We start from the raw sequence: 15,255 nt of genomic DNA on the forward strand, positions 1-15,255 counted from the left end.
CACATGGCATCGCAGGAGACGTCCCGGACTCTCGACGTGGCCGGGATCGGCTTCGGCCCGTCCAACCTGGCCCTGGCCATCGCGCTGCGCGAACGGGGCCGGGAGGCGCCGAGCGCGGCCTTCTTCGAACGCAGTACCTCGTTCGGCTGGCACCGCGGGATGCTCATCGACGACGCGACGATGCAGATCTCGTTCCTGAAGGACCTCGTCACGCTGCGCGATCCTCGAAGCTCGTTCAGCTTCCTGTGCTACCTCCAGGAGCACGGCCGGCTGGTCGACTTCATCAACCACCAGATCCTCGTGCCCTCCCGGGCCGAGTTCCACGACTACCTCGCCTGGGCCGCGGCCCGGATCCCCGAGGCGGTGAGCTACGGCAGCGAGGTGGTCGCGGTGCGCCCCGTGCCGGGGGACCACGCCGTCGACTGCGTCGAACTGGTGATCAGGGACGTCGCCGAGCCCGGCCGGACACGCACCCGGCTGGCCCGCAACCTCGTGCTGGCCACCGGCCTGCGACCGGCCCTGCCGGACGGCGTCGAGCCGTCCGAACGGGTCTGGCACAGCTCCGAGTTCCTGCACCGGCTGGCCGAGCTGCCGCCGGCCCCGGAGCGCACCTTCACGGTGGTGGGGGCCGGACAGAGCGCGGCGGAGATCACCAACCACCTGCTGGGCACGTTCCCCGACGCCCGGGTGCACGCGGTGTTCTCGCGCTACGGCTACAGCGTCGCCGACGACAGTCCGTTCGCCAACCGGATCTTCGACCCGGCCGCCGTGGACGACTACTACCTGGCGTCGCCCGCCGTGCGGGAGTCCCTGATGCGGTACCACGGCAACGCCAACTACTCGGTGGTCGACCTCGACCTCATCAAGGAGATCTACCGCCGGCAGTACCAGGAGAAGGTGGCCGGCATCCACCGGCTGCGGATCGCCAACGTCTCCCGGGTCCGCGCGGTCACCCCGGCCGCGGGCGGTGTGGACGGTGTGGAGGTACAGATCGAATTCCTGCCGAACGGCGATGTCGAGACGGTGAATTCGGATATCGTCATCTTCGCCACGGGTTACCGCCCGGCCGACCCGCTGCCGTTGCTCGGAGAGCTGGCGGACTTCATCGAGCTTGACGATGAAGGTATGCTCCGAGTGGACCGCAACTATCGGGTCGTCACCTCCGAGAAACTCACCTGCGGCATCTATCTGCAGGGTGCGACCGAGCACACGCACGGCATCTCGTCGAGCCTTCTTTCCATGACGGCCGTGCGCTCCGGGGAAATCGCCGAATCGCTCTGCGCCGACCTCCGCCACGCGCCCGCACGGACCGTCACCGGCGTACTCCGCACACCCTGACGGGAAATCACCGGAACACCCCAGGCCCTGACGGGCAGAACCGGAAGGAAGACGACATGCAGTCGGACGAGAACGTGCCCGGCACCAGCCTGCCGCAACTGGACTACTACGAACTGGTCGGCCCGATGCTGCGCCGGGAGTGGGACGACAACTTCCACTTCGCCTACTGGCTGGGGCCGGACGACACGGCCACCGTCGAGGAGGCGACCGACCGGTTCACCGACCTGCTGATCCCCAAGCTCGGGGTCGGCGCCGGCGACCGGGTGCTGGACGTGGGCTGCGGCCTCGGCAAGCCGGCCGTCCGGCTGGCCGCCGCGACCGGTGCCACCGTGCTCGGCATCACCATCAGCTCGTACCAGATCGGGATCGCCACCGAGCGGGCGGCCGCCGAGGGCCTCGCCGACCGGGTGGGCTTCCAGCAGGCGGACGGCACGGCCATGCCCTTCGAGGACGCCTCGTTCGACGCCGCGCTCGCCTTCGAGTCGATCGTCCACATGGACCGACGCCGGGCGCTCGCCGAGATGGGCCGGGTCGTCGTGCCGGGCGGGCGCGTGGTGCTGACCGACCTCTTCGACCGGGAGGACATCACCGCGCAGGAGGCGGCCGCACGGGCCGGCGCCCCCGGCGCGCTGCCGCGCCTCGCGGACTACCCGGCGCTGCTCGAAGCGGCCGGGCTGGTCGCCGACGAGATCTCCGACATCTCGGAGAACGTGAGCCCCTCGTTCACGATGATGAACGACATCACCGTCGCGAACAAGGACGAGCTGGCCAAGCTCTTCAATTTCACCCCCGAACAGTCGGAGGAGGCGGAGAGCATGGTCGGCCAGATGACCGGTGAACTCGGCTGTGTGCTGATCGTGGCGCACCGAAAGCCCTGAACATCGCGGCGCGCGAGGCGTCGAGGAATACCGGAACCGGTGCGCCGGGCACGACGGGCGGGCCGGGCGCGCCGGTACGACGGGAAAGCCGAGTACGAGGTGTGCGGCGCATACGCCGGGCACGGGGAGTGCGCCGGGCACGAGAAGCGCGGCGAATTCCTCGCGCATCGATCCAGGTTTGGCTGAACGGGAGACGGAGAGGGACCAATGGCACGTCAGGAAAGCCCTCCGCAGCGCAGAATATCCATCTTCGACGCCACCTTACGAGACGGTGAGCAGGCACCGGGGAACGCGATGACCACGGAGCAGAAGAAAGTGCTCGCGCTCAGGGCGGAGGCCTACGGCGCGGACACCATCGAGGCGGGCTTCCCCGGCTCCTCGCCGGAGGACTTCGCGGCCACCCGGCTCGTCGCCGAGTCGCTGGCCCCCACCACACGGTTCGCCACGTTCAACCGGGCCTCCCGGGAGGACGTCCGGCTGTCCATGGAGGCCGGGGGAGCACGCCCCAACCACCAGGTGCAGATCTGCGGCACGGGCAGCGACCTGCACCTGAGGTACAAGCGGGGCATCAGCCGCCAGGAGGCGGTGCGGGAGACCGGGGACGCGATCCGGTACGCCCACTCCCTCGGGGCGCAGGACGTCTCCTTCGGCGTCGAGGACGCCAGCCGCGGCGAGAAGGACCTGATCGAGGCCCTCGTCACGGAGGCCCTGGCCGCCGGCGTCAGCACCGTGATCCTCGCCGACACGACCGGCTGCGCGACCCCGCAGGAGTACGGCGATCTGTGCGCGATGGTCCGCTCCTGGCTCCCGGACGACATCACGCTCGCCACCCACTGCCACGACGACCTCGGACTGTCGCTGGCCAACGCCCTGGCGGGCATCCAGGCGGGCGCGAACGAGGTCCAGGCCACCCTGGCCGGGATCGGCGAGCGCGCGGGCAACACCCCGCTGGAGGAGATCGCGGCGACGCTGGCCTACAAGGGCGAGCAGTTCGGCGCCACCACCGGCATCCGGCTCGACCACCTCTACGGCGCCTTCCAGGAGCTGGCCACGGTGATCTCCATGCCGGCGCCCCGCAACAAGGCGATCTTCGGCGACAACGCCTTCGCCACCGAGGCCGGCATCCACCAGGACGGCATCCTCAAGAACCCGGCCACGTACGAGTTCATCAACCCCTACCGGTTCGCCCGGCAGCGCTCGCTGCTGGTCGGCCGTCACTCCGGCCGGGCCGTCTTCCGCCACGTGCTCCAGCAGCTCGGCATGGAGCCCGACGACGCCCTGGTGGAACGGCTGTACACCGAGTACGTGACCGAACGTCCCGACGGCCGGTGCGACGAACTCGACGTGGTGCGGGACAGGCTGGCGGCCGAGTTCGGCCCGCCCGGCGGCGACCACGGGCCGAGCGACCGCACGGCCGCCGGCGCCGGCACACCCACGGGGGAGGAGAACCACGGATGACGGACCCGATGAGGGACCCGATGACGGACGGCCCGGCGACGGACCCGGCGACGGGACCGAGGACCCTGGTCGATAAGGTCTGGGACGCCCACCGCGTGGGCGAGGCCACGGACGGACCGGACCTGCTCTACATCGACCTGCACCTGGTCCACGAGGCGACCTCGGCCCAGGCCTTCGACGGGCTGCTGCTCGCCCGGCGCCCCGTGCACCGGCCCGAGCTGACCCTGGCCGTCGAGGACCACAACGTCCCCACCGACAGCCTGGTCATCACGGACCCGGTCAGCGTGGAACAGGTCACCACGCTGCGCCGCAACTGCGCCGCGCACGGCATCGAACTGTTCCGCCACGGCGACGGACGGCAGGGCATCGTCCATGTCGTCGGACCCGAACTCGGCGCGGTGCAGCCCGGGATGACCGTGGTGTGCGGCGACAGCCACACCTCCACGCACGGCGCGTTCGGCGCCCTCGCCTTCGGCATCGGCACCAGCGACGTCGAGCACGTGCTGGCCACCCAGACCCTGGCCCTGCAACGCCCGCGGACCATGGCGGTCGAGTTCACCGGCGTACCCGCGCCGGGCGTGACCGCCAAGGACCTCATGCTCACCCTGATCGCCCGGATCGGCGCCAACGGCGCGCACGGCCACGTCCTGGAGTACCGCGGCGAGGCGGTCCGCAGGCTCTCGATGGAGGGCCGGATGACCATGTGCAACCTCTCCATCGAGGCCGGGGCCCGAGCCGGCCTCGTCGCACCGGACGAGACCACCGTCGCCTACCTCGCCGACCGTCCGCGGCGCCCGGTCGGCGAGGCGTGGGAGCGCGCGCTCGCCCACTGGGAGACGCTGCGCACCGACCCCGGGGCGGTGTTCGACCGTACCGTCACCATCGACGTCGCCGACCTGACCCCGGTGGTGACCTGGGGCACCAACCCGGGACAGGCCGTGCCCCTCGCCGGCAGCGTGCCGGACCCGGACGACTGCACCGACCCCGCCGAGCGGGCCGCGGCCCGCCGCGCCCTGGACTACATGGGACTGGTCCCGGGCACCGCGATGCGCGACATCGAGGTCGACACCGTCTTCCTCGGCTCCTGCACCAACGGCCGGGTCGAGGACCTGCGTTCGGCGGCCGAGGTGCTCCGCGGCCGCAAGGTCTCACCGGACGTCCGGATGCTGGTCGTGCCCGGCTCCATGCAGGTGCGCGAGCAGGCCGAGCGGGAGGGGCTGCACGAGGTCTTCCTGGCCGCCGGCGCCGAATGGCGCTTCTCCGGCTGTTCGATGTGCCTCGGCATGAACTCCGACCGGCTCCCCGGCCGTCAGCGCTGCGCCTCGACGTCCAACCGCAACTACGAGGGACGGCAGGGACGCACCGCCCGTACGCACCTCGTCTCGCCGGCCGTCGCGGCGGCGACCGCGGTCGCCGGCCGTCTCGCCGCGCCGTCCGACCTGGACCGCGGGTGACCGACCAGAGCGAGGAGGTACCGGGATGGAACCGCTGACCAGCCACACCGGCACGGTGCTGCCACTGCGGCGCACCGACGTGGACACCGACCAGATCATTCCCAGCGAGTACTGCCGCCGGCTGACCAGGACGGGGTACCAGGACGCCCTGTTCGCCCGCTGGCGGGAGCAGCCGGACTTCGTCCTCAACGACCCGGCGCGGGCCGCGGGCACCGTGCTGGTCGCCGGCGCGAACTTCGGCACGGGAAGCTCCCGCGAGCACGCCGTGTGGGCCCTGCGGGACTGGGGCGTCGCCGCGGTGATCGCCCCCAGCTTCGGCGACATCTTCCGCCGCAACGCCCTGAAGAACGGCCTGCTGGTGGCCCAGCTGCCCGAAGCGGACGTGGCGCACCTGATGGCGGCGGCCGAGCAGGACGCGACGTACGCGGTCACCGTCGACCTCGCCGGGTGCGTCGTGCGCTGGCCCGGGGGCAGCCGCCCCTTCGAGATCGACGGCAGGGCGCGCCGCCTGCTCCTCGGCGGCCTGGACGACATCGCGGTGACGCTGGAGAGGCTGGACGACATCGCCGCCTACGAACAGGGCCGGCCCGACTGGCTGCCCGCCTTCGCGCCGACGGGCGGGGTGAACTGAGCACCATGTCCCTCATCACCGTCGTCCCCGGGGACGGCATCGGCCCCGAGGTGACCGAGCAGGCCCTCGCCCTCCTCGACGGCTTCGGCCTGGACCTCACCTTCGACGTGCTCGACCACGTCAACGCCGACACCTTCCTCGCCACCGGCACGGCGCTGTCCGACGACGACCTCGCCCGGATCCGCCGCAGCTCCGGCACCCTGCTCGGCGCGATCGGCGACGCGCGCGCCGCGGGCACCCGGTATGCCAGGGACGTCCTGCTGCGCCTGCGCTTCGAACTCGACCTGTACGCCAACTACCGCCCGGCGACGCTGCTGCACGACCGCCTCAGCCCGCTGCGCGACCCCGACCGGCGCGCCATCGACTGTGTGATCGTCCGGGAGAACACCGAGGGCCTCTACACCGACATCGGCGGCGCGCTGCGGCCGGGCTCGGCGGCCGAGGTCGCCATCGACACCGAGGTGAGCACCCACCTCGGCGTCACCCGGGTGATCGACTTCGCGCTGGCCTCGGCGACCCGCGCGGTCTGCATGGTCGACAAGTCCAACGCGGTGCCCAACGGCGGCCGGCTCTGGCAGCAGTGCTGGCGCGACGCCGCCGCGGCCCGCCCCGACCTGGCCACCTCGCACCTCTACGTCGACGTCGCCGCCATGCGGCTGGTCGCGGACCCGACCGCGTTCGACGTCATCGTCACCAACAACTCCTACGGCGACATCCTGTCCGACCTCGCCGCCGAACTGGCCGGCGGCCTCGGCACCGCGGCCTCGGTCAACCTCAACCCGGAGACCGGATTCGGCCTGTACGAACCGGTGCACGGCAGCGCGCCGGACATCGCCGGCACGGACACCGCCAACCCGATCGGGGCGATCCTCTCCGCCGCGCTGCTCCTGGAGCGCCTCGGCCACCCGGCCGAGGCCGCCGCCGTCCGCACGGCCGTCAGGACCGCCGTCGCCCACCTGCGCTGCACCGTCGACCTCGGCGGCCGGCTCGGGACGAAGGCGACGGGGGAGGCGATCCGTGCCGCACTCCACTGAACCACGCGGCCCACGGCCCTTCCGGCCGTCGCCGGACACCCGGGAGGTGACCTCATGAAGCCCACCACCAGCCGGCTCTCCCGCCGGGTGGCGGGAATCGGCGCGATGGAGCTGGCCGGTCTGATGCGGCTGGCCCACGACGTCGGCGCGATCGACATCGCCCTCGGCATCCCGCCGGGCGACCCGCCCGCCGCGGCGATCGCGGCGGCGACCGCCGCCCTCGCCGACGGACGGAACCAGTACGCGCCGCCGGAGGGCCTCCTCCCGCTGCGGCAGCTGATCGCCGCCGAACTCCTGCGGACCAGGGGCGTCGTGGTCGACCCCGTCGACGAGGTCACCGTCACCTGCGGGGCCACCGAGGGCGTGCTGGACGCCGTCCTCACCGTCACCGACCCGGGGGACGAGGTGATCCTGCCCGAGCCGTTCTACGAGAACTACCCGGGCGTGATCCGGCTGGCCGCGGCGGTACCCCGCCCGGTCCCGCTCGCGGGCCCCGACTGGCGCCTCGACCTGGACGCGGTACGGGCCGCGATCACCGGGCGCACCCGCGCCGTCCTGCTCAACACCCCGCACAACCCGACGGGGCGGGCCTTCGACGAGGCCGAGGTGTCGGGTCTGCTCGACCTGTGCGTCGAGCACGGTCTGGTCCTCATCACCGACGAGGTCTACGAGCGCTACGTCTACGACGGCCGCCGGCACGTCTCGCCCCTGGGCATGCCGGGGGCCGCGAACCACGTGATCACCGTCGGCAGTCTGTCGAAGTCGCTACAGATGTCCGGCTGGCGGATGGGCTACTGCGTCGCCTCCCCGGAGCTCACCGCGGGACTGCGACGGGTGCACGAGCGCACCACGGTGGGCGCCGCCCGGCCGCTGCAGGAGGGCGTGTCCGCCCTCGGCGCCGCCGACTTCACGGACGACCGGGCGCTGTTCCAGGAGCGCCGGGACCACCTCGTGACGCACCTGGAGGCCCTGGGCTTCGACGTGCGCACACCGGAGGGCGGCTGGTTCGTGCTGGCGGGCACCGCCCGGCTGGCGGCCCGCAGCGACAAGCTGGTCGCCGAACTGGTGGAGTCCGCCGGGGTCCTGCTCGCCCCCGGCACGAGCTTCTTCACCGACCGCGCCGACGGCCTGAGCTGGGTGCGCACCACCTTCGTGCGCGACCGGGAGCGCACGGTCGAAGCACTGGAACGGATGCGCCGCTTCCTCCCCGAGCGGGGCTGAACCCGCTCACCAGAACGAACCGAACCGACCCGACCGGACCCGCGCCGAACCGACCCGAACCGGCCCGACCCGAACCGGCCCGACCCGAACCGACCCGACCCGAGCAAGAGAACCCGACCGGACTCACAGGAAGAACACGAACATGACCGCTGAGAACAAGTCCGTGGAGGTCCTGGACGACGAAGTCCAGCAGACCTGGAAGTCCGTGGCCGAGGCCGGCGCCGGCGAGCTGGCGTCCTCGTACGTCCTGACCACCGCGATCGTCGGCCTGTCCAACTCCGGTGTCGCCGACCGCCTCTCGGCCGAGTGGACGCCGCTCGCCGAGCTGGCTCCCAAGCCCGAACTGGCCGACCGGATCGGCAAGGTGCTGCGCTTCCTGGAGCTGCGCGGCATCGTGGAGTCCCAGGGCGACACCTGGCGCACCACCCGGCGCGGCGCCCAACTCCTGGACGAGGTCGCGGAGTCGCTGCTCGGCTACTACGTCGACGCCTACGGGCCGGTCCTGCACGAGATCGGCGCCCTGCTGGACGGCAGCAAGGCCTACGGCACCGACGTCACCCGCGACACGGAGGCGCTCGGCCTGCGCTGCGAGACCCTGTTCAACAGCTTCGGCGGCAACCTGGTGCGCGATCTGGTCCGCGAGCGCGGCGCCCGCGGTGTGCTCGACCTCGGCTGCGGCACCGGCGGTCTGGTGCTCGACCTGGTGCGCGAGAACCCCGAACTGCGCGGCTTCGGACTGGACATCGCCCAGGACGCGATCGACTACGCGGGGCGCCGGGCCGCCGAGCAGGGGGTCGCCGACCGGCTCTCCTTCCTGGTCGCCGACGCCTTCCGGCCGCAGGACTGGCCGGCCGAGGTCGTCGAGGGAGCCGACTTCTACGTGGCGGTCGGAGCGCTGCACGAGCACTTCCGGGACGGCGAGGCCGCCGTGGTCGACATGCTCGGCCGCTACGCCGACCTGCTGCGCGCCGCCCCGAACCGCACGCTGCTGCTGTGCGAGCCGGAACTGCTCGTGGACAGCGAGGACGCCAACTTCTACCTGATCCACGTCCTGACCGAGCAGGGCTTCCCGCGGCCGCGCGACGGCTGGCTGAAGGTCATCGAGGCGGCCGGCCTGACCTGCAAGCGGGTCTTCTCCGCGCCCAACACCGCCTTCAGGTTCGCCTACTACGAGATCGTCGCCGAACCGTCGTCCTGACCGGGCCCCGGGCCCCCACCGACCCAAGGAGAGACCCCCATGCCGACCACGCCGGACGGTCCGTCCGACCCGCGTCCCGGTCTAGAGATGCTCGACCTCTGCCGCACCATGCGCGACACCAGCCCGGTGGTGCGTGACCCCGCGAGCGGCGCCTACCAGGTCTTCCGCTACGACGACGCCGTCTCCGTCCTCTCGGACCACGACACGTTCTCCTCGGACTTCAGCGCCGTCTTCCCCGAGGCCACCGGGCTCATGGAGGGGCACATCGGGACCCTCGACCCGCCCCGCCACCAGCAGCTTCGCCGGCTCGTCAGCCAGGCGTTCACGCCCCGCGCGGTCGCCCAGCTCGAAGAGCGGGTGGAGCGGATCGCCGAGGAGCTGCTGGACCGCGTTCCGGAGAAGACCGAGCTCGAACTCGTCGAGGACATCGCCTACGCACTGCCGTTGACCGTGATCACGGAGATGCTCGGGGTCCCCGCCGAGGACCGGCCGCTGTTCAAGCAGTGGGCCGACCAGCTGTACGCCAACGGCGCGTTCGACACCAAGAGCGAGTCGTCCGTCGGCGCGGCGAAGGCGTTCCACGACTACCTGCTCGACCTGGTCGTCCAGCGCAGGAAACACCCCAGCCCCGGCCTGCTCGCCGACCTGGTGGCGGCCGAGGTGGACGGCGAGCGGCTGACCGACCGGGAGATCGCCGGGTTCGCGACCGTGCTCCTGCTCGCCGGCCACGTGACGGTGACCCTCTGGCTGGGGAACACCTTCCTCTGCCTCCTGGAGCACCCGGACGCCGAGCGGGCACTGCGCGCCGACCCCGACGCCATTCCCGCCGCACTGGAGGAGGTCCTGCGCTTCCGCAGCCCCGTGGGCATCGTCCCGCGCGTCACGAAGAAGCAGGTCGAGCTGCGCGGCACCACCATCGAGGCCGGCCAGGTCGTGGTGTGCGCGGTCCTCTCGGCCAACCACGACGAGCGGCAGTTCGACCGCCCCGACGAATTCCTGATCGACCGGAACCCGAACCCCCACATCGCGTTCAGCAAGGGCATCCACTTCTGCTTCGGAGCCCCGTTGGCCCGGCTGGAGGCACGGGTCGCGCTGCGCGTGCTGCTGCGCCGCTTCCGTTCCTTCCGGCTCGACCCGGACCGGCCGATGCTGTGGCACCCGGACCCGACGATGAGCGGCCCGAAGAGCCTGCCCCTGCTGGTCGAACCCGCCTGACAAGCCCTGGTGCGACCCCGTCTCCGTCCCCGTCCCCGGAAAGGTGACCATGCCCGCGAACGAAGCATCCGACACCGAGCTCTTCCGCGTCCTCGTCAACGACGAAGGGCAGCACTCGCTCTGGCCGGCCGGCCTCCAGGTGCCCGCCGGCTGGCACACCGTCGGTCCCACCGGGACCAAGGAGGAGTGCATGACCTACGTCGACGAGCACTGGACGGACCTGCGCCCGCTGAGCCTGCGGCGGGCGACGGGCGGGGAGGAGCGGGCCGCCTGAGCCGGCGGCGGACAGGCAGTGACCGTCCGACGTCACCGGCCGGTGACGTCGGACGGTTCGCCGGCCGGTCAGGCCGAAGCGGCCACCACCTCGGCGGACTTGATGACGATCTGCTCCCGGGGCACGTCCTGTGCCCCTGTCGGGACCTGCGCGATCCGGTCCACGACGTCGTGCCCCTCCACGACCTGGCCGAAGACCGCGTAGCCCCAGCCGTCCTGGCCCGGGTAGTCGAGGAAGCCGTTGTCGACCGTGTTGATGAAGAACTGCGCGCTGGCCGACTGCGGGTCGGAGGTCCGGGCCATCGCCACGCTGTACTTGACGTTCTTCAGCCCGTTGCGCGCCTCGTTCTCCACCCGGCGCGGAGCGGGCTTGATGCGCATACTGGTGTCGACGCCGCCGCACTGGATCATGAAGCCGCTGATGACCCGGTGGAACACCGTCTCCGCGTAGTGCCCCTCGTCGAGGTAGGTCAGGAAGTTCGCGACCGACTTCGGCGCCTTGGCCTCGTCAAGGGAAAGGACGATGTCGCCCATCGTCGTCGAAAGGCGGACGTTGGTCATGACTTCTCCACTCGGCGTACGTGATCAGTTCCGACGTCAGCGGTGCGCAGAAGGCGTCCCGGTTGGCGGGCACCGTGCGCGGGCCACGCACCTGGGACGCGAATCCGGCCCCGCTGAGCGACGCCAGTCTCTCACAGCGTCCTGGTCACCACCCGGGCAAAAGCCTACTTGGCGCCGCCGCAGGGCAGTTGACCTGGCCCCTGATCAGGGGATGACGGTCCGTCAAGCCGTCCGCCGTGGCGGAGCTCCGGCGCCCGGGTATCCGTGGGTGGTCCGGTCACGCCTCCACCGGCGCGGTGTGCCCGTACGGCCCTGGACCTCGCTCGCGTGCGGGGCGAGGGCCGGGGTGGCGGTCCTCGTCGAACAGGGTGGCACGGCCGGCCGATCTTCTGTGATCATCATCAGATGATCTTCCGTGCCGCTACCGCAGACCCCACCGACCTCGACCGCGCCCTCGCCTACCCGGCCGACGGCCCCGTCCCCGCCCTGACCGCCGAGAAGGTCCGCGAGGAGCTCGCCGAGAACCGGATCCGCCCCGAGTGGATCTGGTTCGCCCAGGACGAGGACGGCGAGATCCTGGCCCGGGCCCTGTGGTGGGGCCGCGCCGACAGCGAGCGGCCCATCGCGCTGGACTGCCTCCAGGTCCGGGCGGGCGTGGCCGATCCGGCTACCGTCGCCACCGCCCTGCTGGAGGCCGGCCACGCCGCCTTCGGGAACCTTCCGGGCTACAACATGTCGCTTCCGCGCGGCTGGCGGGACCAACCGGAGCTGGCCGAGGCGGTCGCGTGGCGTCGGCGGGCCGCGGAGCGTGCCGGTCTGACCCGTGAGATCGAGCGGCTCCGCTACGAGTGGACGCCGGAGAGCGGAACCGCCGAACCGACCGGGCGACTGGTCTTCCGGGAGGGCACCGACGAGGAGTTCCTGGACGCCTTCGCGCGCCTCTCGCAGGACAGCCTCGACCTGGCGACGCAGAACGAGCTGCTCACCATGGACGCCGAGCAGCTGGCTCGCGAGGACTTCGACTTCTACCTGAGCTGCCCCGGCGAGCGCTCGTGGTGGCGCCTGGCGCACCTGCCGGACGGGACGCCGGCGGGCATGGCGATTCCCTCCGCGACGCCCTACCACCGCAACGTCGGCTACCTGGGCGTCGTGCCGGAGCAGCGCGGCCGGGGCCTGATCGACGAGATCCTGGCCGAGATCACCCGCTTCCACGCGACGGCGGGCGCCGAGCGCATCACCGCGACCACGGACACCGTCAACGCCCCGATGGCGGCGGCCTTCGACCGCGCCGGCTACGAGGTCACGGAGATCCGCCTCGTCCTGGAGTGCCCCCCGCAGTAGTCCGGCGCCCCGGCCGCCCGTGCCGCGGGCGGGTGGCGCAGGATTCGGGTTCTCGGGAGGAATGGGCGAACAGCGAACGGGCGGCCGGGTTCTGGGACATGATCGGCAGGTGCCGACCGAGAACCCGTCGCCCCGCGCGACCGCCTCCACCGTCTTGTGGGCGGGGCGCTGCGACGCCCACGCCCGCTCCGTCGAAATGGAGTTGGCGTCGTGGGGGCACCGCTTCCCCGACGGCCCACCGGATGCCGAGGACGCGCTGATCCTCCTGCGCCGCACGGTGGGCGAGGTCAGGGCCGCCGGTCCGGGGCTTCCCGCCCGAACGGCGGACCTCCTCGAACGCGCCACCGTGCCGCTGGAGGCGGCGAGACTGCTCACGGCGCGCACGCTCACCCCGGCCGTCCTGCCGCTGGTCTCCCATCACCTGCGCGTCGCGGCCGCCGCCCTGGCCGCGGCCCGCGCCCACCTCGCCGCCGCCGGGGCGGTGCCGTCGGCGTCCGCCGGGTGACGTCGACGGTGTGACGGGGGTGGACGCGACCCGCCGCGACGGTCGGGTCGACCTGGGTGCGCGGTTCGCCGAACCACCCTAGTGGGGATGCTTCCCCGTTTCCTGGTATGGTCCGACCAAGAAACGGGGACCAATGCCCGTTTTACCCGCTGGGAGGGAACCGCCGTGAGCGCTCCGACACTTCAGGATCTGGCCCCCGAAGGCCTGGACGTCACCGTCGACCCGTACCCCGTCTACGCCGCGCTGCGCGCGCAGGGGCCGGTGCACCGCATCCTCGTCCCCGAATCCGGCGAGGCATGGCTGATCGTGGCCCGCGACGAGGCCCGCGCCGCCCTCACCGATCCCCGGCTGCGCAACGACATCCGCTTCTCCTCCTCGTGGACGGACGACGGCGGCCACGCCATCGGCCTCAACATGCTCCAGACCGACGCGCCCCAGCACACCCGCCTGCGGGCGCTGGTCGCCCGCGAGTTCACCCCCGGACGGATCGCGGCGCTGGCCCCCCGGATCGAGAAGCTCGCCGACCGCCTGCTCGACGGCCTGCTCGACACGGTCGCCACCGACGGGTCCGCCGACCTCGTGAGCGCGTTCGCGCTGCCGCTGCCCCTGACCGTCATCTGCGACCTGCTCGGGGTGCCGTCGGCCGACCACGGCGACTTCCACGACTGGTCCGGCGAGATCGTCGCACCCACCTCGCCAGAGGCGGCCGGTGCCGCGGCCGCCGCGATGACCGCCTACTTCGCCGCCCTCATCGAGGACAAGCGGGCCGATCCGGGTAGCGACCTGCTCAGCGCCCTCGTCGCCGCCACAGGGTCCCGTGGCGGGGCGCCGGGCGCGGGGCCGGCGCCGCTGTCGGCCGAGGAACTCCTCGGCATGGCCTTCCTGTTGCTCGTCGCGGGTCACGAGACGACGGTCAACCTCATCTCGGGCGGTGTGCTCGCGTTGCTCACCCACCCCGACCAGCTCGCCGCCCTGCGCGGCGACCCGGGCCTCGTCGACGGCGCGATCGAGGAGATGCTCCGGTACGACGGGCCGGTCGGCGCCGCCGCCTTCCGGTTCGCGGCCGAGGCCGTGGAGATCGGCGGCACCCGTATCGCGGCCGGCGACTCCGTCCTCGTCTCGCTCGCCGCCGCGTCCCGCGACCCGCGGCACTTCCCCGACCCCGACCGGTTCGACGTCCGGCGCAGGCCGGCCGGCCAGCTCGGCTTCGGCCACGGCATCCACCACTGCCTCGGCGCCCCGCTCGCCCGCACCGAGGCCGCGGCCGCCCTGCGCGCCCTACTCGCACGCTGCCCCGGTCTCGCCCTGGCCGCCGACCCGGCCCGCATCGAACGCCGGCCGAGCGTCATGCTCAGGGGCGTGCGCAGCCTGCCGGTACGAATCGCCTGATGACATGTCAGGTCGCCCGAGCGACGACGGGGCCGGCGCCGGCGTCACCCACCTACTGAGCGCGGGCGTGACCGGTCGTACGGAGGTCGGGCCGCTACCGGCGCGGGCCGTAGTCCCAGTAGTGGTCCGGGTAGTCTCCGCACGGGTACTGCATCAGGGGAGCCTGCGGGGCGGTGCTGCCGTAGGAGACGGCCAGACACTGCTGACTGTTCCCGTTGACGAAGCGGATGCCGCGCGGCCACTTCTCGATCTTCCACGACTGTCCGGGGTTGTCCTTGCACGCCGACTGGACGACCTGGGCGGTGGCCTCGGTGCTGGAGTCCCGGACGGAGAGGCACAGGGCGCTGTTGTAGCTGACGATCCGGTAGTAGGTGTCGCCTTCGGTGTCCGTGTAGGTCTTCTGGGCGTTCCAGAAGTGATCGGGGAAGTCCCCGCAGGGGAACTGCTGGACTTGCTGGCCCTCGTCCCGACTGCCACCGGGCGTGGCCACGCACTGCAGGGACTTGCCGTTCTTGATCTCGACCGACCCCGCCGGCGGAGCCATCGGGGCTCCGCCGAGCCGGTCGAGCATCGGGGGCCCGACGCCGTCCTCGATGCCGACGAGGACGGGATCGGTGACGACGCCGGCCTCTCGCTTCCGCCCGAAGGCGAGGGGGCGGCAGGGTCCGACCGGGCGCCGGCCTCTGCGCTCCGAACCGCGGTGTCCGCCGGTACGGACATCGGCGGTACGGACACTGCCGGTACGGACACCGCCGGCAC

15 protein-coding genes are annotated in these 15,255 nt (G+C 72.1%); 13 read left to right on the plus strand and 2 right to left on the minus strand.

Features of this window, described 5'->3' with window-relative positions:
• The first annotated feature begins 3 nt into the window (after nucleotides 1-3).
• The 10 genes from AB0J08_RS26945 (at nucleotide 4) to AB0J08_RS26990 (ending at nucleotide 10,701) form a co-directional block, all read left to right on the plus strand.
• A complete protein-coding gene (locus AB0J08_RS26945; RefSeq protein ID WP_360639509.1) occupies nucleotides 4-1,338 on the plus strand; it encodes a SidA/IucD/PvdA family monooxygenase in 1,335 nt (444 codons plus the stop codon).
• Nucleotides 1,339-1,394: 56 nt separating this feature from the next.
• A complete protein-coding gene (locus AB0J08_RS26950) occupies nucleotides 1,395-2,216 on the plus strand; it encodes a methyltransferase domain-containing protein (RefSeq protein WP_360639512.1) in 822 nt (273 codons plus the stop codon).
• A gap of 207 nt (nucleotides 2,217-2,423) precedes the next feature.
• Complete coding sequence (locus AB0J08_RS26955) at nucleotides 2,424-3,674, plus strand: pyruvate carboxyltransferase (protein ID WP_360639515.1); 1,251 nt, start codon at nucleotides 2,424-2,426, stop codon at nucleotides 3,672-3,674.
• Between the two features lie 20 nt (nucleotides 3,675-3,694).
• Complete coding sequence (leuC, locus tag AB0J08_RS26960) at nucleotides 3,695-5,128, plus strand: 3-isopropylmalate dehydratase large subunit (protein WP_360639594.1); 1,434 nt, start codon at nucleotides 3,695-3,697, stop codon at nucleotides 5,126-5,128.
• Nucleotides 5,129-5,153: 25 nt separating this feature from the next.
• Nucleotides 5,154-5,759, plus strand: coding sequence for a 3-isopropylmalate dehydratase small subunit (gene leuD, locus AB0J08_RS26965; RefSeq protein WP_360639518.1), 606 nt, complete (start codon nucleotides 5,154-5,156; stop codon nucleotides 5,757-5,759).
• 5 nt (nucleotides 5,760-5,764) lie between these two features.
• Entirely contained in the window at nucleotides 5,765-6,793 is a 1,029-nt protein-coding gene (locus AB0J08_RS26970; protein WP_360639521.1) for an isocitrate/isopropylmalate family dehydrogenase, read from the plus strand.
• Nucleotides 6,794-6,847: 54 nt separating this feature from the next.
• Nucleotides 6,848-8,014 (plus strand): pyridoxal phosphate-dependent aminotransferase, encoded by a 1,167-nt coding sequence (locus AB0J08_RS26975; RefSeq protein WP_360639524.1) that lies wholly within the window; start codon nucleotides 6,848-6,850, stop codon nucleotides 8,012-8,014.
• 142 nt (nucleotides 8,015-8,156) lie between these two features.
• Entirely contained in the window at nucleotides 8,157-9,212 is a 1,056-nt protein-coding gene (locus AB0J08_RS26980) for a methyltransferase domain-containing protein (protein WP_360639527.1), read from the plus strand.
• A 39-nt stretch (nucleotides 9,213-9,251) separates the two neighbouring features.
• Nucleotides 9,252-10,427 carry a cytochrome P450 gene (locus AB0J08_RS26985; protein WP_360639530.1) on the plus strand — a complete coding sequence of 392 codons (1,176 nt, stop codon included), beginning with the start codon at nucleotides 9,252-9,254 and terminating at the stop codon, nucleotides 10,425-10,427.
• 49 nt (nucleotides 10,428-10,476) lie between these two features.
• Nucleotides 10,477-10,701 carry an MbtH family NRPS accessory protein gene (locus tag AB0J08_RS26990; RefSeq protein ID WP_360639533.1) on the plus strand — a complete coding sequence of 75 codons (225 nt, stop codon included), beginning with the start codon at nucleotides 10,477-10,479 and terminating at the stop codon, nucleotides 10,699-10,701.
• A 68-nt stretch (nucleotides 10,702-10,769) separates the two neighbouring features.
• Here the strand turns inward: AB0J08_RS26990 and AB0J08_RS26995 are convergent, their stop codons facing one another.
• The gene (locus tag AB0J08_RS26995) at nucleotides 10,770-11,261 is read right to left on the minus strand and encodes a peptidylprolyl isomerase (protein ID WP_360639536.1); all 492 of its coding nucleotides are present in this window, start codon (nucleotides 11,259-11,261) and stop codon (nucleotides 10,770-10,772) included.
• Nucleotides 11,262-11,666: 405 nt separating this feature from the next.
• Here AB0J08_RS26995 and AB0J08_RS27000 point away from each other — a divergent pair, with 405 nt between their 5' ends.
• The 3 genes from AB0J08_RS27000 (at nucleotide 11,667) to AB0J08_RS27010 (ending at nucleotide 14,496) form a co-directional block, all read left to right on the plus strand.
• Complete coding sequence (locus AB0J08_RS27000; protein ID WP_360639539.1) at nucleotides 11,667-12,602, plus strand: GNAT family protein; 936 nt, start codon at nucleotides 11,667-11,669, stop codon at nucleotides 12,600-12,602.
• A gap of 109 nt (nucleotides 12,603-12,711) precedes the next feature.
• Nucleotides 12,712-13,107 carry a hypothetical protein gene (locus AB0J08_RS27005; protein ID WP_360639542.1) on the plus strand — a complete coding sequence of 132 codons (396 nt, stop codon included), beginning with the start codon at nucleotides 12,712-12,714 and terminating at the stop codon, nucleotides 13,105-13,107.
• A gap of 165 nt (nucleotides 13,108-13,272) precedes the next feature.
• Nucleotides 13,273-14,496: a cytochrome P450 gene (locus AB0J08_RS27010; protein ID WP_360639545.1), complete on the plus strand. Its 1,224-nt coding sequence runs from the start codon at nucleotides 13,273-13,275 to the stop codon at nucleotides 14,494-14,496.
• 94 nt (nucleotides 14,497-14,590) lie between these two features.
• On the opposite strand, the gene AB0J08_RS27015 is transcribed toward AB0J08_RS27010, so the two are convergent.
• Nucleotides 14,591-15,040 carry an RICIN domain-containing protein gene (locus AB0J08_RS27015; RefSeq protein WP_360639548.1) on the minus strand — a complete coding sequence of 150 codons (450 nt, stop codon included), beginning with the start codon at nucleotides 15,038-15,040 and terminating at the stop codon, nucleotides 14,591-14,593.
• Nucleotides 15,041-15,255 lie beyond the last annotated feature (215 nt).

Origin of the sequence: Kitasatospora sp. NPDC050463, assembly GCF_040655255.1 — a bacterium.
GTDB lineage: Bacteria > Actinomycetota > Actinomycetes > Streptomycetales > Streptomycetaceae > Kitasatospora.